General features: G+C 62.6%; 19 protein-coding genes. 8 read left to right on the plus strand and 11 right to left on the minus strand.

The window, feature by feature from the left end; translation table 11 throughout:
- Positions 1 to 179 precede the first annotated feature (179 nt).
- From mreD to mreB, 4 genes are all read right to left on the minus strand, one after another.
- A complete protein-coding gene (mreD, locus tag IFT47_RS04580) occupies positions 180 to 671 on the minus strand; it encodes a rod shape-determining protein MreD (RefSeq protein ID WP_065990112.1) in 492 nt (163 codons plus the stop codon).
- Positions 671 to 1,813, minus strand: a complete 1,143-nt coding sequence (gene mreC / locus IFT47_RS04585; protein WP_197983527.1) for a rod shape-determining protein MreC — start codon at positions 1,811 to 1,813, stop codon at positions 671 to 673. Before mreC ends, mreD begins: the two co-directional genes overlap by 1 nt.
- An 80-nt stretch (positions 1,814 to 1,893) precedes the next feature.
- Positions 1,894 to 2,031 (minus strand): hypothetical protein, encoded by a 138-nt coding sequence (locus tag IFT47_RS04590; RefSeq protein WP_192170698.1) that lies wholly within the window; start codon positions 2,029 to 2,031, stop codon positions 1,894 to 1,896.
- Between the two features lie 16 nt (positions 2,032 to 2,047).
- Positions 2,048 to 3,085, minus strand: coding sequence for a rod shape-determining protein MreB (gene mreB / locus IFT47_RS04595; RefSeq protein ID WP_020292894.1), 1,038 nt, complete (start codon positions 3,083 to 3,085; stop codon positions 2,048 to 2,050).
- Between the two features lie 207 nt (positions 3,086 to 3,292).
- Between mreB and gatC the strand changes: the two genes are divergently transcribed.
- The 5 genes from gatC (at position 3,293) to IFT47_RS04620 (ending at position 8,050) form a co-directional block, all read left to right on the plus strand.
- On the plus strand, positions 3,293 to 3,580 hold the full coding sequence (gatC, locus tag IFT47_RS04600; RefSeq protein ID WP_122534975.1) for an Asp-tRNA(Asn)/Glu-tRNA(Gln) amidotransferase subunit GatC: 288 nt from the start codon (positions 3,293 to 3,295) through the stop codon (positions 3,578 to 3,580).
- A 15-nt stretch (positions 3,581 to 3,595) separates the two neighbouring features.
- Complete coding sequence (gene gatA / locus IFT47_RS04605) at positions 3,596 to 5,047, plus strand: Asp-tRNA(Asn)/Glu-tRNA(Gln) amidotransferase subunit GatA (RefSeq protein WP_192170697.1); 1,452 nt, start codon at positions 3,596 to 3,598, stop codon at positions 5,045 to 5,047.
- 11 nt (positions 5,048 to 5,058) lie between these two features.
- Positions 5,059 to 6,504 (plus strand): Asp-tRNA(Asn)/Glu-tRNA(Gln) amidotransferase subunit GatB, encoded by a 1,446-nt coding sequence (gene gatB / locus IFT47_RS04610; protein ID WP_192170696.1) that lies wholly within the window; start codon positions 5,059 to 5,061, stop codon positions 6,502 to 6,504.
- Between the two features lie 73 nt (positions 6,505 to 6,577).
- A complete protein-coding gene (locus tag IFT47_RS04615; RefSeq protein ID WP_192170695.1) occupies positions 6,578 to 6,952 on the plus strand; it encodes a septal ring lytic transglycosylase RlpA family protein in 375 nt (124 codons plus the stop codon).
- A 45-nt stretch (positions 6,953 to 6,997) separates the two neighbouring features.
- Complete coding sequence (locus IFT47_RS04620; RefSeq protein WP_192171043.1) at positions 6,998 to 8,050, plus strand: calcium/sodium antiporter; 1,053 nt, start codon at positions 6,998 to 7,000, stop codon at positions 8,048 to 8,050.
- Between the two features lie 22 nt (positions 8,051 to 8,072).
- On the opposite strand, the gene IFT47_RS04625 is transcribed toward IFT47_RS04620, so the two are convergent.
- The 5 genes from IFT47_RS04625 to ptsP form a co-directional block, all read right to left on the minus strand.
- Positions 8,073 to 9,014 carry an AEC family transporter gene (locus IFT47_RS04625; RefSeq protein ID WP_133776254.1) on the minus strand — a complete coding sequence of 314 codons (942 nt, stop codon included), beginning with the start codon at positions 9,012 to 9,014 and terminating at the stop codon, positions 8,073 to 8,075.
- 101 nt (positions 9,015 to 9,115) lie between these two features.
- Positions 9,116 to 10,678: an alkaline phosphatase D family protein gene (locus IFT47_RS04630; protein WP_192170694.1), complete on the minus strand. Its 1,563-nt coding sequence runs from the start codon at positions 10,676 to 10,678 to the stop codon at positions 9,116 to 9,118.
- A gap of 485 nt (positions 10,679 to 11,163) precedes the next feature.
- Positions 11,164 to 12,894 (minus strand): PTS fructose-like transporter subunit IIB, encoded by a 1,731-nt coding sequence (locus tag IFT47_RS04635; protein WP_192170693.1) that lies wholly within the window; start codon positions 12,892 to 12,894, stop codon positions 11,164 to 11,166.
- Between the two features lie 16 nt (positions 12,895 to 12,910).
- Positions 12,911 to 13,849 carry a 1-phosphofructokinase gene (gene pfkB / locus IFT47_RS04640; RefSeq protein ID WP_192170692.1) on the minus strand — a complete coding sequence of 313 codons (939 nt, stop codon included), beginning with the start codon at positions 13,847 to 13,849 and terminating at the stop codon, positions 12,911 to 12,913.
- The gene (ptsP, locus tag IFT47_RS04645) at positions 13,849 to 16,710 is read right to left on the minus strand and encodes a phosphoenolpyruvate--protein phosphotransferase (protein WP_192170691.1); all 2,862 of its coding nucleotides are present in this window, start codon (positions 16,708 to 16,710) and stop codon (positions 13,849 to 13,851) included. The genes pfkB and ptsP overlap by 1 nt, the downstream gene beginning before the upstream one ends.
- 352 nt (positions 16,711 to 17,062) lie before the next feature.
- Here ptsP and cra point away from each other — a divergent pair, with 352 nt between their 5' ends.
- The 3 genes from cra to IFT47_RS04660 all read left to right on the plus strand — a co-directional run bounded on the left by cra (position 17,063) and on the right by IFT47_RS04660 (position 19,365).
- The gene (gene cra, locus IFT47_RS04650) at positions 17,063 to 18,058 is read left to right on the plus strand and encodes a catabolite repressor/activator (protein WP_192170690.1); all 996 of its coding nucleotides are present in this window, start codon (positions 17,063 to 17,065) and stop codon (positions 18,056 to 18,058) included.
- Positions 18,059 to 18,063: 5 nt separating this feature from the next.
- Positions 18,064 to 18,843 (plus strand): TatD family hydrolase, encoded by a 780-nt coding sequence (locus tag IFT47_RS04655; RefSeq protein WP_192170689.1) that lies wholly within the window; start codon positions 18,064 to 18,066, stop codon positions 18,841 to 18,843.
- A gap of 93 nt (positions 18,844 to 18,936) precedes the next feature.
- Positions 18,937 to 19,365: a low affinity iron permease family protein gene (locus tag IFT47_RS04660; protein WP_192170688.1), complete on the plus strand. Its 429-nt coding sequence runs from the start codon at positions 18,937 to 18,939 to the stop codon at positions 19,363 to 19,365.
- A gap of 162 nt (positions 19,366 to 19,527) precedes the next feature.
- Here the strand turns inward: IFT47_RS04660 and garD are convergent, their stop codons facing one another.
- Positions 19,528 to 21,081, minus strand: a complete 1,554-nt coding sequence (gene garD, locus IFT47_RS04665) for a galactarate dehydratase (RefSeq protein ID WP_192170687.1) — start codon at positions 21,079 to 21,081, stop codon at positions 19,528 to 19,530.
- Positions 21,082 to 21,093: 12 nt separating this feature from the next.
- Positions 21,094 to 22,464 (minus strand): MFS transporter, encoded by a 1,371-nt coding sequence (locus IFT47_RS04670; RefSeq protein WP_192170686.1) that lies wholly within the window; start codon positions 22,462 to 22,464, stop codon positions 21,094 to 21,096.
- Between the last annotated feature and the right edge of the window lie 11 nt (positions 22,465 to 22,475).

The raw sequence follows: 22,475 nt of genomic DNA on the forward strand, positions 1-22,475 counted from the left end.
GCGTCTTCCCGGCTGAAGCCGGTCCCACTAAAGCATCGCATTCATCCTGTGGGACCGGCTTTAGCCGGGAAAGCATCGGGTGTCACACCGCAGAACCGATGGCGCCCATACCGGCCTCTTCCCGGCTGAAGCCGGTCCTACTGAGACAGACCGCAGCCGGTCCCACTGAATGGTGTTGCTCAGTTGATCTTCAACCGCAAACGCAATCCGCGCAGGCCGTAGCTGACCCATGGCCAGAGCAATGCGCTGACCAACGCCGGCAACACCAGCGCCAGGGTCGGCTGACGGTTGCCGGTCAGGGCGCTGAGCCATAGCTGTACCAGCTGCGCGAGGCCGAAAATCACCAGGATCACCAGGCACTGCTGCCACATCGGGAACATCCGCAGACGCTGCTGCAACGACAGCACGAGAAAGGTAATCAGCGTGAGGATCAATGCGTTCTGCCCCAGCAACGTGCCGTACAGCACATCCTCGGCCAGCCCCAGCATCCACGCCGTGACCATGCCGATCTTGTGCGGCAACGCCAATGCCCAGAAGGCCAACAGCAGCGCCAGCCACAAAGGCCGAAATATTTCCATGAACTGCGGCAGCGGCGAAACGCTGAGCAGCAGGCCGATGGCGAAGGTCAGCCAGACCACCCAGCCGTTTCGTGCGGGAGCATGACGCGCCATTATTCTTCCCTCTCGCGTGGAGCGGCCGGGGTCGCAGCAGGTGTCGCCGGTCGGGTAGCGGCAGGCTTTGCCGCAGGTTTGGCGGCCGGCTTGCTGGTCGCGGGCTTGGCAGCCGTGGTCGCCGCCGGTGCGGTGGTTGCCGGAGCAGGCGAGCTGTTGGCGTTGGCAGGCGTCGACGAAGAACTGTGCCCGGCCGGTTTCGGCACGGTGGCCGGAACCACCGCTTTGTTCGGCGTGGCGGCAGGCGCGGCACCCGGCACAGTAGCCGATGGCACTGCCGACGGATCAGCCGCCTGACGATCAAGGGATTCCTGCTGCTGGGCGGCGTCGGCAGCGCGCTCTTCAGGGGAACGGCCGTCGGAGAACACCAGCAACAGATAACGGCTGCGGTTCAGCGCGGCCGTCGGCACCGCCCGCACGATGGCAAAGGGCTGGCCGGAGTCGTGAATCACTTCCTTGACCGTCGCCACCGGGTAACCCGCCGGGAAACGCTGACCCAGGCCGGAACTCACCAGCAGATCGCCTTCCTTGATGTCAGCGGTGTCGGCCACATGGCGCAGCTCAAGGCGTTCCGGATTGCCGGTGCCACTGGCAATCGCGCGCAGGCCATTGCGGTTCACCTGCACCGGAATGCTGTGGGTGGTGTCGGTCAGAAGCAGCACGCGGGACGTGTACGGCATCAACTCGACCACTTGACCCATCAGCCCGCGTGCGTCAAGCACCGGTTGACCGAGGACCACACCGTCGCGCTCACCCTTGTTGATGATGATGCGATGGGTAAACGGGTTGGGGTCCATGCCGATCAGCTCGGCGACTTCGACTTTCTCGTTGACCAGCGCCGACGAATTCAACAACTCGCGCAAGCGCACGTTCTGCTCGGTCAGGGCGGCCAGCTTTTGCAGGCGGCCTTGCAGCAGCAGGTTCTCGGTCTTGAGTTTTTCGTTTTCGGCGGCGAGTTCGGTGCGGCTGCCAAACTGGCTGGCGACGCCCTGATACAAACGCTCGGGCAGATCGGCAATCCAGTAAGACTGCATCAGCACCAGCGACATCTGACTGCGGACAGGCTTGAGCAGGGTGAAACGCGCGTCCACGACCATGATGGCCACAGACAGCACGACCAGCACCAGTAGACGGACGCCCAGGGACGGGCCCTTGGAGAAAAGCGGTTTAATGGGCCGCTCCTTCCAGAGATGCGTGCAGAGGTGCTTGAGTGTGGCTGTGCTTATTCATGCGACATGAAACCGGCCTGATGCGGGTTGATGGAAATGCAGGGCGTCAGACTTGCAACATCGCTGCGCGACGTCAACAGGTCGGACACGAACAGGCAGCACGGTGAGGTGCTGCCCGTTAAGCGCAACATGCTGCGTTCCGGCGACTTATTCGCTGGAGAGCAGGTCCATGGTGTGCTTGTCCATCATTTCCAGCGCACGACCACCGCCACGCGCGACGCAGGTCAGCGGGTCTTCGGCAACGATTACCGGCAGACCGGTTTCCTGGGCCAGCAGCTTGTCGAGGTCACGCAGCAACGCGCCACCACCGGTCAGCACCAGACCGCGCTCGGCGATGTCCGAAGCCAGCTCTGGCGGAGATTGCTCCAGCGCACTTTTCACGGCCTGAACGATGGTTGCGAGGGATTCCTGCAACGCCTCCAGCACTTCGTTGGAGTTCAGGGTGAAGGCACGTGGGACGCCTTCGGCCAGGTTGCGGCCGCGTACGTCGACTTCACGCACTTCGCCGCCCGGGTAGGCCGTGCCAATTTCCTGCTTGATGCGCTCGGCAGTGGATTCGCCGATCAGGCTGCCGTAGTTGCGACGCACGTAAGTGATGATCGCTTCGTCGAAACGGTCGCCACCGACACGGACGGATTCGGCATACACGACGCCGTTCAGGGAGATCAGCGCGATCTCAGTGGTACCGCCACCGATGTCGACGACCATCGAACCGCGGGCTTCTTCGACCGGCAGGCCGGCACCGATGGCCGCAGCCATCGGCTCTTCGATCAGGAATACTTCACGTGCACCGGCGCCCAGCGCGGATTCACGGATCGCACGACGCTCGACCTGGGTCGATTTGCACGGAACGCAGATCAGTACGCGAGGGCTTGGCTGCAGGAAGCTGTTCTCGTGAACCTTGTTGATGAAGTACTGAAGCATTTTTTCGCAGACGCTGAAGTCGGCGATGACGCCGTCTTTCATCGGGCGAATGGCGGCGATGTTGCCCGGGGTACGGCCCAGCATCCGCTTGGCTTCCATCCCGACAGCAACAACGCTCTTCTGATTTCCGTGGGTCCGAATGGCCACAACTGATGGCTCATTCAGCACAATGCCGCGCTCACGCACGTAAATAAGGGTGTTGGCAGTGCCCAGGTCGATGGAAAGATCGCTGGAAAACATGCCACGCAGTTTCTTGAACATGGGGAAAGGACCCTAGGCAACGCGTGGGTAAAAAAGTGCGGCAAACTCTAACAACGACAGGGATTTTGGGCAAGGAGCCAATATGTTAAATTGGCGGTTTTTCCGAGCACTACCCTGGTAGATCGCGGCCTTATGACCGTTTAAAGGGCGTAGTGTTCCGCAATCTGACGTACGGCCTGGCCCGTACGCATTCCACTGGAGAACCCCATGGCGCTTGATCGCTCCGACGTGGAAAAAATCGCTCATCTGGCCCGACTGGGCCTCAATGACGCCGATATCCCGCGTACTACTGAAGCACTGAACAGCATTCTCGGGCTGATTGACCAGATGCAGGCGGTCGATACCACCGGCATCGAGCCCCTCGCGCATCCCCTTGAAGCCTCGCAACGCCTGCGTGTAGACGCCGTGACCGAGGTCAATCATCGCGACGCCTATCAAGCCATCGCACCAGCGGTCCAAGACGGCCTTTATCTGGTTCCGAAAGTCCTCGACTAAGGGAATGTGCCTGCAATGCATCAAATGACTCTGGCAGAGATCGCTCGCGGACTCGCCGATAAAAAGTTTTCCTCCGAAGAACTGACCCGCACTCTGCTGGCGCGCATCGCCCAGCTGGATCCGCAGCTCAATAGCTTCATTACTGTCACCGAAGACCTGGCGATCACCCAGGCCCAGGCCGCCGACGCCCGTCGCGCGGCAGGGGAAACCGGCGCGCTGCTGGGCGCTCCCCTGGCGCACAAGGACCTCTTCTGCACCAAGGGCATTCGCACCAGCTGCGCGTCGAAGATGCTCGACAACTTCAAGGCGCCCTACGACGCCACCGTGGTTGCCAAGCTCGCCGCCGCCGGCACCGTGACCCTGGGCAAGACCAACATGGACGAATTCGCCATGGGGTCGGCCAACGAATCCAGCCATTACGGCGCGGTGAAAAACCCGTGGAACCTGGAGCACGTCCCGGGCGGCTCGTCCGGCGGTTCAGCTGCGGCGGTTGCCGCGCGTCTGCTGCCCGGCGCCACCGGCACCGACACCGGCGGTTCCATTCGCCAGCCTGCCGCACTGACCAACCTGACCGGCCTTAAGCCGACTTACGGTCGCGTGTCGCGCTGGGGCATGATCGCCTACGCTTCCAGCCTCGATCAGGCCGGCCCGATGGCGCGCACCGCTGAAGACTGCGCGTTGCTGTTGCAAGGCATGGCGGGTTTCGACGTCAATGACTCCACCAGCATCGACGAGCCCGTGCCGGATTACAGCGCCAGCCTGAATGCCTCGCTGCAAGGCCTGCGCATTGGCGTGCCGAAGGAATACTTCAGCGCAGGTCTCGACCCGCGCATCGCCGATCTGGTCATGGCCAGCGTCGAGGAGCTGAAAAAGCTCGGCGCCGTGGTCAAGGAAATCAGCCTGCCGAACCTGCAACACGCGATTCCGGCTTACTACGTGATCGCGCCGGCCGAGGCCTCTTCCAACCTGTCGCGTTTCGACGGCGTGCGCTTCGGCTATCGCTGCGAAGACCCGAAAGACCTCACCGATCTGTACAAGCGCTCCCGTGGCGAAGGCTTCGGCCCTGAAGTGCAGCGCCGGATCATGGTCGGCGCCTACGCGCTGTCGGCCGGTTACTACGACGCTTACTACTTGCAGGCGCAGAAGATCCGCCGCCTGATCAAGAACGACTTCATGAACGCATTCGCTGAAGTCGACGTGATCCTCGGCCCGACCACGCCGAACCCGGCCTGGAAAATCGGCGCCAAGAATGCCGACCCGATCGCCGAGTACCTGGAAGACTTCTACACCATTACCGCCAACCTCGCGGGCCTGCCGGGCCTGTCGATGCCTGCCGGTTTCGCCGACGGCCTGCCGGTGGGCGTGCAACTGCTGGCGCCGTATTTCCAGGAAGGCCGCTTGCTGAACGTTGCCCATCAATATCAGCAAGTCACCGATTGGCACACCCGCTCGCCGGCTGGCTTCTAAGGAGAAAACACATGCAATGGGAAGTCGTCATCGGGCTGGAGATTCACACCCAGCTCACCACCCAATCGAAGATTTTCTCCGGTAGCGCCACCACGTTCGGCTCCGAGCCCAACACTCAGGCCAGCCTCGTCGACCTGGGCATGCCCGGCACGTTGCCGGTGCTGAACCAGGAAGCCGTGCAAATGGCGGTCAAGTTTGGCCTGGCCATCGACGCCGAGATCGGCCAACACAACGTGTTCGCCCGCAAGAACTACTTCTACCCGGACCTGCCGAAGGGTTATCAGATCAGCCAGATGGAATTGCCGATCGTAGGCAAAGGCCACCTGGACATCACCCTGGAAGACGGCACCATCAAGCGCATCGGCGTGACCCGCGCCCACCTTGAAGAAGACGCCGGCAAGAGCCTGCACGAAGACTACAGCGGCATGACCGGCATCGACCTGAACCGCGCCGGTACGCCGTTGCTGGAGATCGTTTCGGAGCCGGACATGCGCTCGGCCAAAGAAGCCGTCGCCTACGTCAAGGCGATGCACGCGCTGGTTCGCTACCTGGGCATCTGCGACGGCAACATGGCCGAAGGCTCGCTGCGTTGCGACTGCAACGTGTCGATCCGCCCGAAAGGCCAGGTTGAGTACGGGACCCGATGCGAGATCAAGAACGTCAACTCGTTCCGCTTTATCGAGAAGGCGATCAACAGCGAGATCCAGCGCCAGATCGACCTGATCGAAGACGGCGGCAAGGTCATTCAGCAGACTCGCCTGTACGACCCGAACACCAATGAAACCCGCGCCATGCGCAGTAAAGAGGAAGCCAACGACTACCGTTACTTCCCCGATCCTGACCTGTTGCCGGTGATCATCGAAGACGCGTTCCTGGAGCAGACCCGTGCCACCCTGCCGGAACTGCCGCCGCAAAAACGCGAGCGCTTCCAGTCGCAGTTCGGCTTGTCGCTGTATGACGCCAGCGTCTTGGCGTCCAGCCGCGAACAGGCGGACTTCTTCGAGAAGGTGGTGAGCATTTCCGGTGACGCGAAGCTCGCGGCCAACTGGGTGATGGTTGAGTTGGGTTCGTTGCTGAACAAGCAAGGCGTCGAGATCGACGAGTCGCCGGTCAGCGCTGAACAGTTGGGCGGCATGCTGCTGCGCATCAAGGACAACACCATTTCCGGCAAGATCGCGAAGATGGTGTTTGAGGCCATGGCTAATGGTGAAGGCAGCGCCGACGAGATCATCGAGCAGCGCGGCCTGAAGCAGGTCACCGACAGCGGCGCCATCGAATCGATGCTGGACGACGTCCTGGCTGCCAACGCCGAGCAGGTCGAGCAATACCGTGCGGCGGATGAAGCCAAACGCGGCAAAATGTTCGGCTTCTTCGTCGGGCAAGCGATGAAGGCATCGAAAGGCAAGGCCAACCCGGGCCAGGTCAACGAGCTGCTGAAGCGCAAGCTCGAAGGCTGAGTGCATTCACCCCAGTGATCGTTCCTGCGCCGGGCGCGGGAACGATCATCGCTTTCTGTAGGGACCCTGCCCCATGCAGCGAATCCTCGGCGCCTGCGCCCTGCTCTCTCTGCTGGCCGGCTGCGCCAGTGACGGCATCATCGACCCGCACGGTTACGACGCCACCGGCGGCGCCTCTTATTACGGCTCGCAACATCACGGTCAGCGCACCGCCAGCGGTGAACGCTTCGACGCCAATTCCCTGACCGCCGCGCACCGGCAATTGCCGTTCGGCACGCGCGTGCAAGTCACCAATCTGGACAACGACCGCAAGGTCATCGTCCGTATCAACGACCGCGGCCCGCACACCCGGGGGCGGCTGATCGATGTGTCACGTGCAGCCGCCGCGCAATTGGGTATGCTGCGCAGCGGAACCGCCCAAGTGCGGGTACAAGCCCTCGACGACTGACTGGTGCCCTGAATTCTCGCCCTAACGAATCTGCCCTTGCCCACACTGATCGAGCTAGTCAGCGGCCTGCTGCTGATGATCATCGGTGCGCAACTGTCGGTGCGCGCTGCCGTGGCCCTTGCCGCCCTGCTCAAAACCCGCCCGCTGTTCCTCGGCCTGACCGTCGTCGCGCTGGGCAGCAGCGCCCCGCAACTGGCGGTCGGGCTGCAAGCGGCATTCACCGACAGCACCGACATTGCGGTCGGCAGCGTCATCGGCAGCAATATTTTCAACATATTGGTCACGCTGGGGCTGTCCGCCCTGATCATCCCGCTGCGCGTGGCCCGGCAACTGGTGCGCGTTGATCTGCCGCTGATGATCGCTGCCACTGCCCTGGTCGCGGCACTGGCGTGGAATGGCGAGCTGAGCGCGCTGGATGGCGTCGTGCTGTTGCTGGGCATGGCGGCGTATCTGTTCGTTGTGGTCCGTCAGTTCGCCCACGGCGCGCGGCATGTGCCGAGAACAGACCTTGAGCCGCGCCGGCGCATCTGGCCGTTGCTGGGTCGTCTGGCACTCATGGCCTGCGGCCTGGCGCTGCTGACGTTTGGCAGTCATCTGCTGGTCGGCGCGGCGGTCTCGGTGGCGCTGGATCTAGGACTGTCGGAGCGGGTGATCGGCCTGACCGTGATCGCCGTCGCAACCTCGCTGCCCGCGCTGATGACCTCGCTGGTCGCCGCATTGCGCGGCGAGCGGGATATCGCAGTGGGCAATATCATTGGCAGCAACCTGTTCAACCTGCTGGGCGTGCTCGGCATCACGGCGCTAATCTCCACCGGGCCGTTGTCGATCTCGCCCAATGCGCTGGATTTCGATTTGCCGGTGATGCTGGGCGTCGCGGCGCTGTGCGTGCCGCTGTTCTATTCGGGGTACCGAATCACCCGGCTGGAGGGGCTATTGATGCTTGGGCTTTACGCGGTGTACGGGCTGCACATCGTTTCGTTTACCACGGGCATGCCACTGGCCGAGCGGCTGGAACGACTGATGATCCATTACGCGCTGCCGGTGATTGCGCTGTGCATTGTGGTGGGGACGGTGCGGGCGTGGCGGCGTCAGCATTGATTGGCGACAGCCCGAATCAAGACTAAATCCACCCGCCCCACTGCAGAATGAAAATCCCGACGTTGGTCGTCACCGCCGCCGCCAGGGTGGTCATGACGATGATTGAGGCGGCCAGTTCATGGTTGCCGTTGGCCGCGCGGACCATGACGAAACTGGCGGACGCCGTCGGGGCACCGAAGTACAGAAACAGAATCCCCAGTTCCGCATGTCGGAAGCCCAGCAGCCACGCACCGAGCGTGCAGATCAGCGGCAGCCAGACCATCTTCATCAGGCTCGCGCTGATCGCCAGCGTGCCGCTCTCTCGCAACGACTTCAAAGACAGCGTGCCGCCGATGCACATCAGCGCCAGTGGCAGGGTCATCTGCGCCAGATAGCTGCCGGAGGTGTCGAGCCATTTGGGGAGCGGGATCTGGAAGTAGGCGAACGGCGCCGCGACGACAATGCTGATGATCAGCGGATTGGCCATGACGCTCTTGGTGATGCTCCACGGGTCGGACTTGATCACCGGGCTGTAGACCGCCAGCACGACGGTGGACAGGGTGTTGTAGAAGAGAATGACCAGCGCGGCGAGGATCGCACCGAGGGAAATGCCGTAATCGCCGTACATGCTCGCGGCCAGGGCAAGGCCGATGACGCCGTTGTTGCCGCGAAACGCCCCTTGGGTGTAAGTGCCACGCTCGGCGAACGGCACGCGGTAGATCGCCCATCCCCACGACAACGCGAAACCCGCCAGGGTGGCGACGATGAAGTAGATCAACACGCCCGGCTGAAACGCCGCGTGCAGGTCAGCGTGAATGATCCCAAGAAACAGCAGCGCCGGCATGGTGCAGTTGAACACCAGCGACGAAGCGGTGTGGATGAAGCTGTCGTTGATCCAGCCCACGCGCTTGAGCAACACGCCGAGGAACAGCATCGCGAACACCGGCGCGGTGATGTTCAGGGTTTCCAGAAAGATTGCCAGCATGCACGCCAAACCCTGAGCCGTCGTTAGGTGGCTAATGATAGGCCAGCGGCGCGGGAAGTGTTACGGCAATTACGCAGTGGTCGTACAACCCAAGGGCTGCGTCAGGCGATGGGCGCAGGCTGCAGCTTCTTCTCGAACACTGAAACCCCGTCCAGATCCCGCAGCGTTACGGTCATCTCCCCTCTCTGACCGTCGATGTTCACCTCACCAAAAAACTGGAAGCCGGCGAAGGGTGAAGTGTTCTGCGCCGGGGGAGCTTTCTGGAACACCAGTTCAGGGCCGAAGGTTTTGTCCAACGTATTGGGCCCGAAGCTGCCGGCATTCAGCGGGCCGGCAACAAACTCCCAGAACGGATCAAAATCCTGAAACACCGCCTGATCCGGATGGTAGTGGTGAGCCGCGCAGTAATGCACATCGGCGGTCAGCCAGACGGTGTCGCGGACCTTCTGCTGGCGCAGGAAGCCCAACAGCTCGGCGACTTCCAGCTCGCGGCCTTTCGGCGCGCCGTTGTCGGTGTTGGCGATCGCTTCCCAGCGCATCACGCCCGGGCTGATCTCGCCGTCGGGCACGCCAAGGCCGATGGGCATGTCAGCGGCAATGACTTTCCACTGAGCGCCGGAAGCTTGAAGTTCGCGCTTGAGCCAGTCCAGTTGCTCACGGCCGAGAAATGCAGTGGTCGGCCCCGGTTTGTCGGCGAGATTGGCGTCGTTGCCGTCGCGGTAGCTGCGCATGTCGAGCACGAACACGTCGAGCATCGGACCGTAAGCGATTTTGCGATAGACCCGCCCGCCGTTGTCGGCGCTCTGTAGGCGCATAGGGGAGTATTCGAGAAACGCCTGACGCCCGCGCGCCGCCAACAGCTGGATGTCTTTGACCTTGTAGCGGTCGTCGAGCTGCTTGCTCGGTGACCAGTTGTTGGTCACTTCGTGGTCGTCCCACTGCCAGATCTGCGGCACCTCGGCGTTGAAGCGCCGCATGTTTTCGTCCATCAGGTTGTAGCGGTAGGCGCCGCGGTATTCGTCGAGGGTTTCCGCGACCTTGCTTTTTTCTTCGGTGGTGATGTTGCGCCAGACGCGCCCGCCTTCGGTGACCACTTCAGCGGGCACCGGGCCGTCGGCGTAGATGGTGTCGCCGCTGTGGATGAAGAAGTCCGGCAAGCGCAGGCGCATGGCTTCGTAGATGCGCATGCCACCGATTTCGGGGTTGATGCCGAAGCCCTGGCCGACGGTGTCGCCGCTCCAGACGAAACGGATGTTGCGGCGATTGACCGGCACGCTGCGCAAGTGACCGAACCAGGGTTCGCTGGCGACGCCGGTTTGCGCGTCTTCGAAGAACACGCGATAGAAGATGGCTTGATCGGCCGGCAGGCCGGTCAGCTCGACGCGCGCGGTGAAGTCGGTGCGCTGGTCGGCGAGCAGCGAGACCGTGCGGCGCGGGTTGCTGAACATGCTGCGGGTGTCCCATTCGACCACCATGCGCGCCGGCCGGTCGCTGCGACTCCAGACCACCGCGCGATCGCCGAGCACGTCGCCGGACTGCACGCCGTCGGTCATCTTCGGACGGTCCTTGACCGAAGCGATGACCGCCGGCGCAAGCCCCGGCAACAACAAGCCGGCGCCAGCGGCCTGGATGATACGGCGGCGAGTCAGGTCGAACCGGGACATGTTTATCCTCCTCAAGCGAATGCCAAAAGAAGGACGCTAGCAGCGGATTGTTTGCGGGAGATGACAGGGCAGCGAACAAGCCAAGTGTTGTCTGTGTCTGGCACAAGATCCAGTGCCGAGCCCGGTCCCTGTAGGAGTGAGCTTGCTCGCGATGAGGCCGAACATCCGACACATCTCCGCGGCCGGACCGCGCACTTGTAGGACTGGCTTTAGCCGGGAAGGCGTCAGCATTCACACCAAACATCTGATGGCGAACACACCGGCCTCTTCCCGGCTAAAGCCGGTCCCACTGACCGCATGCACTTTGTGGACTGGCTTTAGCCGGGAAGGCGTCGGTATTCACACCGCAATTTTGATGGTGTGCCGACGGGCCTATTCCCGGCTGAAGCCGGCCCTACAAAAGCATCGTGTGCATCCAACAGGACCGGCTGGAACCACAATTTGTAGAACCGGCTTTAGCCGGGAAGTGACCGGTGCGGTAGCGGTCAGGCGCCGGCGGGCACCGCGTCCAGCTCCGCCGTTTCCGGTCGTTTCAGCAGCGCGTACAGCACGCCCGTCACGACACTGCCTGCCACGATCGCCAGCAGATACAGCAGCGCATGGTTGATCGCATTCGGGATCAGCAGTACGAACAATCCACCGTGGGGCGCCATCAGTTTGCAGCCGAAGAACATCGACAGCGCACCGGTCAGCGCGCCTCCCACAATGCTCGCCGGAATCACCCGCAGCGGGTCTTTCGCCGCAAACGGAATCGCGCCTTCGGAGATAAAGCACAGCCCCAACACAAAGGCGGCCTTCCCCGCCTCACGCTCGCTCTGGGCAAACTTGCGCCGGGCAATCAATGCCGCGATGCCCATACCAATCGGCGGCACCATGCCGGCCGCCATCGTGGCCGCCATTGGCGCGCCACTGCTCGAGGCCAGCAAGCCAACGGAAAACGCATACGACGCCTTGTTGATCGGCCCACCCAGATCCACACACATCATCGCGCCCAGCAGCACGCCGAGCAGCACGGCGTTGGCCGTGCCCATGGTGTCGAGGAAGTGGGTCAGCCCTTCAAGCATGCCGGCAACCGGCTTGCCTACCACGTAGATCATCACCAGCCCGGTGAACAGGCTCGCCAACAGCGGAATGATCAGAATCGGCTTCAGCGCTTCGACACTCGCCGGCAGTTTCGCGTAGCGATTCACCGCCCAGGCGCTGTAGCCCGCAAGAAACCCGGCGATGATCCCGCCAATGAAGCCAGCGCCCAAGGTGCTCGCCAGCAGCCCACCGATCATCCCCGGCGCAAGGCCCGGACGGTCGGCAATGGAGTAAGCGATGTAACCGGCCAGCAATGGCACCATCAACTGGAACGCCGCGCCCGCGCCAATCTGCTTCAAGGCTGCCGCCAGCGTGCCCGGCTCTTCCGCCGCGTGAATGCCGAACACGAATGACAGCGCAATCAGCAAACCGCCCGCCACCACCATCGGCAGCATGAACGACACACCGGTCAGCAGGTGCTTGTAAACGCCCGTCTTTTCTTTTTTCGACGACGCCTTCGACGCCGAAGCCGTGGATTCGACTTCCGCCTCCGCCAACGCTTTTTTCAGCGTCGCTTCGGCTTGCTTGAGGGCGACACCGGTGCCGCAACGATAAATGCGCTTGCCAGCGAAACGCTCGGTGGCGACTTCAATATCACACGCCAGCAGCACCACATCGGCGTCAGCAATAGCCTGGGCGCTAAGCGGATTACGCGCACCGACCGAGCCCTGGGTTTCCACCTGCAGGTCATAACCGAGTTTTTTCGCCGCCTGCTGAATCGCCTCGGCCGCCATAAAGGTGTGGGCGACGCCGGTCGGGCACGCCGTTACCGCCACCAGACGCGGCTGCGCGCTGGACGTAGCAGACGGGGCGGAAGTCGCGGTGTGCTCGGTCGCCAGCGCCGCTGCTGAACGCAGAAAGCCATCGGCGTCCTGCAACGCTTGCGCGGGCGTGGCCTGATACAGGCGCTTGCCGGAGAAACGCGCCAGGTCCAGCGCGCCGGTGTTGACCACCAGCACCCAGTCGGCCGCTTCGATGTCGCCCGGCGACAGTTGCTTCTCCGGATGGCGGGGATCGTGGATCTCGACGCTGGTGCTCCAACCCTGGCGCTGGGCCGCCGCATCCAGCAGACGGGCACTGAGGACGCTGCTGATTTTGCCGTTCGGACAGGCCGTAACGATGGCTAACTTCATCACACTTCCTCTCTTGTTATGCCGTCAGGACGCGGACGTTGACGCCGCTTTCCAGACGTTTCAATTGCGCCGGATCATTGATGCCGAAGCCGATCTGAGTGACGGCCATGGCCGCAATGGCCGTGGCGGTGCGCAGGGTTTGCTCGGGTTTATGCCCGCAGAGCAAACCGTGAACCATCCCGGCCAGCAGCGAATCACCCGCGCCGACGGTGCTGGCGACCGTGACTTTGGGCGGCAGCGCCTGCAGCGCCACGTCGGCACTGAACCAGTGAACGCCTTCCGAGCCCTGGGAAATCACCACGTGCTCGATGCCGCGCTGGCGCAGGTCCGCCGCCGCTTGCGCTTGAGCGTCAATGGAAATGATCGGCGCATCGAGGGCGTCGGCCAATTCTTCGGTGTTGGGTTTGATCATCCACGGCGACGCTTCGAGCCCGGCGCGCAAGGCTTCACCACTCGTGTCCAGCGCCACTTTCAGGCCCATCGCGTTGAGGCGCAGCAACAGCGTTTTCAGCCACTGCGCGCTCACGCCACGGGGCAGACTGCCGGCCACGACCACCGCATCAAAACCCGACGCGATCTGCTCAACCCGAGCGGCCAGCGCCTGTTGCGCCTGGGCGCTGACTTCGGGGCCTGGGCCGTTGAGGTCGGTAATTCGCCCGCTGCTTTCGGCCAATTTGATGTTGCTGCGCGTCTCACCCGGCACCCGCACGAACTCATCGACGAAGCCGCGCTTGGCGAACAGGGTTTCAAACGGCTGCTGGTTATCCACGCCGAGGAAGCCGGCAACGGTCAGCTCGTGGCCCAAGTCAGCCAGCACCTGAGCGACGTTGATGCCCTTACCCGCCGCGTGGCTGAGCATGGCGTCGCTGCGGTTGACCTGGCCGATCTGCAAGGGGCCCAACTGCACGGTCAGGTCCAGCGCCGGGTTCATGGTCAATGTCAGTATTTTCGCCATTACAGCCCCTCCACCAAGGCTCGCACGTCTGCCGCGCTGCCAACGGCCAGGGCCGCCTGCGCAAGTTTTCGGGCTTCGATCAGATTCAATTCACGGACGCAGGCTTTGACTTCGCCGATGCTCCGCGCCGAGACGCTCAATTCATCCACACCCAGGCCGACCAGCACCGGCACGGCCAGCGGGTCGGCGGCCAGTTCGCCGCAGACGCCCACCCACTTGCCATGGGCATGCGCCGCACGCACGGTGATGTCGATCAGTTGCAACACCGCCGGGTGCAGGCCATCGGCCTGGGCGGACAGGGTCGGGTGACCGCGGTCGATCGCCATCGTGTACTGGGTCAGGTCGTTGGTGCCGACGCTGAAGAAGTCCACTTCCTTGGCCAGCACCGGCGCCAGCAGCGCCGCCGACGGTACTTCGATCATGATGCCCAGTTGCAGGTCGGCCACCGGGATCTCCAGACGCAGGCGCTCGGTCATGTCCCGGGCCTGACGCCATTCTTCAACGGTGCCCACCATCGGGAACATGATGCGCAGCGGGCGATTGTCCGACGCACGCAGCAACGCGCGCAGCTGGCTTTCCATGATGTCCGGGCGCTGCAAGGTCAGGCGAATGCCGCGCACGCCGAGAAACGGGTTTTCTTCTTTATCGATCGGCCAATACGGCAGCGGCTTGTCGCCGCCGACGTCCAAGGTGCGAACCACCAGCGGGCGACCGTCGAGGTCTTTGAGCACGCGACGGTATTCGGCTTCCTGGGTCGCTTCATCGGGCGCAGAGCTGTGGGCCATGAAAAGCAATTCGGTGCGCAGCAGGCCAATCCCTTCGGCGCCCTGCTCCACCGCGGCCGGCGTACCGGCGCTGTCACCGATGTTGGCGAACACCTCAACGGCGTGGCCGTCCTGGGTGATCGCAGGCTCCATGCGCAGCGCAGCCGCAGCCTTGAGGCGTTGCTCGCGGGTGTCGCGGTCCTGCAAGGCGCGCTGCAGGGTTGCTTCGCCTGGCGCGACGTCGAGACGCCCGCGCTGGCCGTCGATCAACAACTGCGTGCCGGATTTGATCAGCAACACGGCATCGCCGGCACCGACCAGCGCCGGGATTCCCAACGCCCGGGCAACGATGGCGCTGTGGGCCGTGGCGCCGCCGCGCGCGGTGAGAATCCCGGCGACGCGCGCAGGGTCCAGACGTGCGACGTCGGACGGCCCGACTTCGTCCATCACCAGAATGTACGGTTCTTCAGGCTCAACCAGATCCTCGACGCCGCAGATCTGCGCCAGCACGCGGCGACCGACATCCCGCAAGTCAGCGGCACGTTCGGCCAGCAGCGCGTCTTTGAGCTGTTCCTGCTGACGGGCGGCGGCCTCGATCACGTTCATCCACGCCGCTGCCGCGCTCTCGCCTTGCTTCAAGCGCTGGGCCACTTCGTCGACCAGTTCGGGGTCGGCAAGCATTTCCTGGTGGGTGACGAAAATCTCGCGAATGGCTTTCGCCGTGCTGCGCTCGATCAACTGCTCGATGTCGATGCGCACCTGCGCCAGCGCACTGTGCAGGCGTTCGTGTTCGACGCTTTGCGACTCGCCCTGCATCGGGTAATCGATCACCGGCAGAACCTGCACGTGGGCCGGGCCGAAAGCGATGCCGGGCGCCGCAGGAACGGCCTGAATCTGAGCGCCAGCAACGGGCGCGCTGAGGGTTTTCTCAACGATCGCCGGAGCTGGCGCGGATTCGCTGTGGGTCGGCAACGGCTCGATTTCTTCGCCCAGGCCTTCGAGCACCGCAGCGATCAACGCAGGCAAGGCATCGGCGGCAATGGTCGGCTCGGCAATGAACTCAAGGGACTGACCGCGCTGCACGCCGAGGCTCAGCAGCTTGCTCAGGCTCTTGGCGGACACAGGATTCTCGGTGCCGTCGACAATGCGCACGCGGATGTCGCCGTCGAAGCCTTTGGCCAACTGCGCGAGGATTTTCGCCGGCCGCGCGTGCAGGCCGTGGGCATTGGCCAGGGTTACGCGCTCGCTCGGCCAGTCTGGCGGCACTTCGCCGCCCAATGCCTGAAGCACGGCGCGGCTGCTGGTGGCCTTGCCCAGTTCGTGGCCGCGGCCTTCGATCAGCAACGAGCACAGGCGTTCAAGCAACGCCTGGTGTGATTCGCCCAGACTGGCGAGGCAGAACAGGCCGGTCAGCGACTGGCCCAGATGACGCATGGGTTTGTCCGGAGTGACGAAGGCCAGTCCGGGCTTGTTGACCATCTGCTCGCTGTGCAGCCACCACAGGCCTTCGCCCAACGGCAGCGGCTCGACCTGCTGCAGGACCGCCGCGAAGCCGTTGTTCACGCACTCGGCCTTGCGCAGCAGACGCGCGCCGCGCCAGACCAGTTCTTCGAAATCATCGACCATGACGCCCAGGCTGATCATCTGCGCATCGAGGGCCAGTTCTTGTGGCGCGCCCTGCAGCAGTTTGAGCAGCGACTCGGGGTCCTTCGCCTGACGCAGCGCTTCGCCCAAGTCGTTCTCACCGAGGGCGCGGGTCAGCAGTTGGAGCAAGCGCAAATGCTCATCGGACTTGGCGGCGATGCCGATGGCCAGATAAACCATCTGCCCGTCGCCCCAGTCCACGCCTTCGGGGAATTGCATCAGGCGCACGCCGGTGGCAAACACCTGGTCGCGGGTCTGTGGCGTGCCGTGGGGAATGGCGATGCCCTGCCCCAGAAAGGTCGAGCCCTGTTGCTCGCGCGCCTGCAAGCCTGCAAGGTAGCCGGCAGCCACCAGGCCATCGGCGACGAGCAAGTCAGCCAGCAGTTGCAACGCGGCGGGCTTGTCCACCGCCGACTGGTCCATGGAAATTTGCTCTATGGTCAGCTCGAGCATTGCGTTCTCCTGTGCTGCGCGGGGTCGCGCCAGATTCTTGTTGTAGGACCGGTCGTAGACACCGATGACTTACGGTTTGCGAGTATTGAATGCGGCATTCAGAGGTGCGATTGGGCAAAAAGTGCCATAAACAGGCCTGCTGAATCGTTTAATCTGAAGTGTCGCGCACGTTACTTGATAATCCCGGCGGTTTGAAGCTCATCCGGTCGAATCGTGTAGGAAACATCCCGAGCGGGCTACATGCTTCCTACAAGACGACGGTCTGCTGTCATGATGGCTGTTAATCGGTGAAAATCCCTGCCACGGTAGTTCAGCTCTCACTTCTGCTTCCCATCACGAAAGGATGCCCGGCTTGAAACTCAGTGATATTGCGCGTCTGGCCGGTGTTTCTGTGACCACGGCCAGCTACGTGATCAACGGAAAGGCCGAACAGCAACGCATCAGCAGTGCGACGGTCGAGCGTGTGCGCGCGGTGGTCGACGCCCACGGTTTCCGGCCTAACCCGCAAGCGGCCGGGCTGCGCAGCCGGCATACCCGGACCCTCGGCTTCATCCTGCCCGACCTGGAAAACCCCAGTTACGCGCGCATCGCCAAGCAACTGGAACAGGGCGCCCGCGCGCGCGGCTACCAGCTGCTGATCGCCAGTTCTGACGACGATCCCATCAGCGAGTTGCAGTTGTTGCAGCTGTTTCGCGCGCGACGCTGCGATGCGCTGTTCGTCGCCAGTTGCCTGCCGGCCAGCGATGACAGCTACCGGGCGCTGCAGCAGCAAGGGACGCCGGTCATCGCCATCGACCGGGAGATGGACCCCGCGTACTTCTGCTCGGTGGTCAGCGACGACCACGATGCCAGCCAGCAGCTGACCCGCAGCCTGCTGGAGATCAAACCCCGGCACATCGCCCTGATCGGCGCGCAGCCCGAACTGAGCGTCAGTAAGGCGCGCGCCAGCGGCTTTGAAGACGCGCTGGAGGGTTTCGAAGGCTCGGTGATCATCGAACACGGCGACGCGTTCAGCCGTGATTGCGGCCTGCGACTGGCCAGCGACATGTTTGATCGCCTGGGGTATTTCCCCGACGCGCTGATCACCACGTCCTACGTCCTGCTGCAAGGGGTGTTCGACCTGCTGCACCAGCGCCGCCTGAATCCGGACCAACTTCACCTGGGCACGTTCGGTGACACGCAGTTGCTGGATTTCCTGCCGTTGCCAGTCAATGCCATGGCTCAGCAGCACCCTTTGATCGCCGAGAAAGCCCTCGCGCTGGCGTTGTCGGCCATTGAGCAGGATCAGTACGAACCGGGCGTGCATGCCATCGTGCGGACATTCAAACAGCGGATTCACGAGGCGTAAGCAACGTGCGACTGATCGACACCCACACGCACCTGGATTTCGACGATTTCGACGCCGACCGCGACGACGTCCTCGCCAACAGCCGGCAGCTTGGGGTGGAGCGCATCGTGGTGTTGGGCGTCTATCAGCGCAATCTGCAGCGAGTGTGGGATCTGGCGCTCAGCGAACCTTCGGTGTACGCCGCGCTGGGCTTGCACCCGGTGTTCCTGGAAGAGCATCAGCCCGAGCATGTGCAGCAATTGCGCGACTGGCTGACCCGTCTGGCCGGGCATCCCAAGCTGTGCGCCGTGGGCGAGATCGGTCTGGATTACTACATCGAATCCCTGGACCGCCCGCCACAACAGACCTTGCTCGACCAGCAGTTGCAGCTGGCCGCCGACTTCAACCTCCCTCCCCTGCTCCACGTGCGCCGCAGCCATGCCGACACCATCGCAGCGCTCAAGCGTTTCAAACTCAAGCGCCGCGGCATCGTTCACGCTTTCGCCGGCAGCCGCGAGGAAGCCCGCGAATACATCAAGCTGGGTTACAAGCTGGGGCTGGGCGGTGCAGCGACCTGGCCGCAGGCCTTGCGCATGCACCGGGTGATCGCCGAGTTGCCGCTCGAAAGCATTGTGCTGGAAACCGATTCCCCGGACATGGCGCCTGCGATGTTTCCGGGCATGCGCAACAGCCCCGAGCACCTTCCCGATATATGCGCGGCCATCGCCGAACTGATGAAAATCCCTGCGAACAAACTGGCCGCAGCGAGCACCGCCAACGCGTGTGAAGTGTTCGGCTGGGACTGAAACCTGTCGCCGATTTCATGTTGCGATAAGAAATTTCAAAGACTTAGCGTGGTCCCTTGGGTATCTCTCTTGGTTAACTAAGGAAACCCGTTAATGAAATTCTCGAAGTTCGCGCAGGCCTTGTCGCAGTGGTCCGGCAGCCCACGAACCTTCCTCGTGGCGATTGCGCTGATCTGTGTGTGGGCCGTGACCGGGCCATTCTTCCACTACAACGACACTTGGCAGCTGATCATCAACACGTCCACCACCATCATTACCTTCCTGATGGTTTTTCTGATTCAGAACACCCAGAACCGCGACACCGATGAGATGCATATCAAGATCGACGAACTGCTGCGCGTGACGAAAGACGCGCAGAACGCCGTGCTGAGTCTGGATAATCTTGATCAGAAGGAATTGCACGCGCTGCGCAAGAAATACAAGGCGATGGGCGAAGGCGTGGAGTTTGATCACACCGAGGCGTTTCCGGAACCGGAGCCTGAGGCGGGTGAAGAGAAAGCGGGGTTGGTGACTAGCCGCTGATGCCTTTGACTCTTCAGCGGCAGAAGTGACGTACTCGCGAGCAAGCTCGCTCCCACAGGGCGCTGAGTACGACGCAGAAACCTGTGGCGACACGACCACTCCCACATGGACCATGCACCAGCCGGACTACTAAACCCGGCTGGTAGAGGGCTGAATTCCGGCTTATGTGATCGGCGCCGGGTTGAACAGGGTGATGTCGTTGTGCAGACGATACTTCTCGGTCCAGGTCGTCTTCTTTCCGCTGGCGACGTCGAGGTAGAAGTGAAAAAGCTCCCATCCCAGGTCCTCGATGCTGGCGCGCCCGGTTGCAATGCGCCCGGCATCAACATCGATCAGATCGGGCCAGCGCTGTGCCAGCTCGGTGCGGGTCGACACTTTCACCACCGGTGACATCGCCAGACCATACGGCGTGCCGCGCCCGGTAGTGAACACGTGCAGGTTCATCCCTGCTGCCAGCTGCAGCGTCCCGCAAACAAAATCGCTTGCCGGCGTCGCGCAGAAGATCAGGCCTTTACGCGTCACCCGTTCGCCAGGGCCGAGCACCCCGTTGATCGCGCTGCTGCCGGACTTGACGATCGACCCGAGGGACTTCTCGACGATGTTCGACAGCCCGCCCTTCTTGTTCCCCGGCGTGGTGTTGGCGCTGCGGTCCGCTTCGCCCTTGGCCAGATAACGGTCGTACCAGTCCATTTCGCGAACCAGGCCCTCAGCGACTTCCATGTTTTCCGCGCGGGAGGTCAGCAGGTAGATCGCGTCACGCACTTCGGTCACTTCCGAAAACATCACGGTAGCGCCCGCGCGCAGCAGCAGGTCCGAGGCATAACCCAGTGCCGGGTTGGCGGTGATGCCGGAAAACGCATCACTGCCGCCGCACTGCATGCCCAGAATCAATTCCGACGCCGGCACGGTTTCGCGGCGACGCTGGTCGAGCTTCTTCAAGCGCGTCTCGGCCAATTCCATGATCTGCTCGATCATTTCGTTGAAGCCGTGCTTGGAATCCTGCAGGCGATACAGCCAAGGCTCGCTCAGATCGACCGAGGCGTCGTCGCTGTGCATGACCTGATCGGCCTGCAATTTTTCGCAGCCCAGGCTGATCACCAGCGCCTCGCCCCCCAGGTTCGGGTTGCGAGCCAGATTGCGCACGGTGCGAATCGGGATGTACGCGTCCTTGGCGGTGATGGCGACGCCGCAGCCGTAGCTGTGGGTCAGCGCCACCACGTCATCGACGTTCGGGTACTTGGGCAGCAGTTCTTCGCGGATGCGCTTGACGGCGAAATCCAGAACCCCCGTCACGCACTGAACGGTCGTGGTAATCCCCAGGATATTGCGCGTGCCGACCGTGCCGTCGGCGTTGCGATAACCCTCGAAGGTGAAGCCTTCCAGCGGCTCGCCCCTGACCGGCACCGCGTCAGACATCGGCAGACTGTCCAGCGCCGGCGCCGACGGCATGCGCAGCTGATCTTCCTTGACCCAACTGCCCTTCGGGATCGGCTGCAGCGCATAGCCGATGGTGTGGCCGTAACGAATGATCGGCTCCCCTTCGGCGATGTCCACGGTGTTCACCTTGTGGCTCTGCGGCACATTGTCGACGGTCACCAGACCGTTATCGAATTCAGTCCCCGCCGGAACGCCCTGGTCATTGACCACGACGACGACGTTATCAAGCGCATGCAAGCGAATGTAACGCGGCGAGTCGGCATGTTGGATCAAGTTCATCACGGTTTTTCCTCAGAGTTTCGCTTGAGAAAGCTCGGCTTCACTGGCCGGCAAGGCACCCTTCGTTGGGGTTTCCTTGAGTTCTACGCGTTTGATTTCACCGACGATGAAGATGTAGCTGATCACCGCCACCAGCGCGTTGGCGCCGACGAACACCAGGGCCCATTTGAACGAACCGGTGGTGCTGATGATGTAGCCGATGACGATCGGGGTGGTGATCGAAGCGATGTTACCGAACATGTTGAACAGACCGCCGCTCAAACCGGCGATTTGTTTCGGCGATGCGTCGGACATGACCGCCCAACCCAGTGCGCCCACGCCCTTGCCGAAGAAGGCCAGTGCCATGAAGCCCACGACAACCCATTCGATGTCGACGTAGTTGCAGGTGACGATCGAGGTCGACAGCAGCAAACCACCAATGATCGGCGCCTTGCGCGCGAAGGTCAGCGAGTGGCCTTTGCGCAGCAGGTAATCGGAGATGATCCCGCCGAGTACGCCGCCGATGAACCCGCAGATGGCCGGGAGCGAAGCAATGAAGCCCGCTTTCAGGATGGTCATGCCGCGTTCTTGAACCAGGTACACCGGGAACCAGGTCAGGAAGAAGTAGGTGATGCCGTTGATGCAGTATTGAGCCAGGTAGATGCCGAGCATCATGCGGTTGGTCAACAACTGGCGTACGTAGTCCCATTTCGGACCGCTGGCCGAGCCTTTGCCCTTGTCCTGATCCATATCGACCATGCCGCCGTTGTTGGCGATGTGATCGAACTCTTCCTTGTTGATGTTCGGGTGGTTGCGCGGGCTGTGGATAACTTTCAGCCAGATCAGCGAGAACAGGATGCCGATGCTGCCCATCACGACGAACACGTGCTGCCAGCCGAAGGTGTAGACGATCCAGCCCATGATCGGAGCAAACAGAACGGTAGCGAAGTATTGCGCCGAGTTGAAGATCGCCGAGGCCGTGCCGCGTTCGGACGTCGGGAACCAAGCCGCCACGATACGGGCGTTGCCGGGGAACGAGGGTGCTTCGGCGAGGCCGACCATGAAGCGCAGCGCGAACAGCAGGAAGATGGCGGTCGAGAGACCGAATTCACCGACGTAACCTTGCAGCACGGTGAACAGCGACCAGGTGAAGATGCTCATTGCATAGACTTTCTTGGAGCCGTAACGGTCCAGAAGCCAGCCGCCGGGGATCTGGCCGGCGACGTACGCCCAACCAAATGCGGAGAAGATAAAACCGAGGGTGACGGCGTCGATGCCGAGGCTTTTCTGCAGGCTGGAGCCCGCGATGGCGATGGTTGCACGGTCGGCGTAGTTGATCGTGGTCACCAAAAACAGCATGAGCAAAATCAAATAGCGGACGTGGGTCGGCTTGGTTTTCAGCATGTTCGAAACTC

Source organism: Pseudomonas sp. CFBP 13711 (genome assembly GCF_014842265.1).
Lineage (GTDB): Bacteria > Pseudomonadota > Gammaproteobacteria > Pseudomonadales > Pseudomonadaceae > Aquipseudomonas.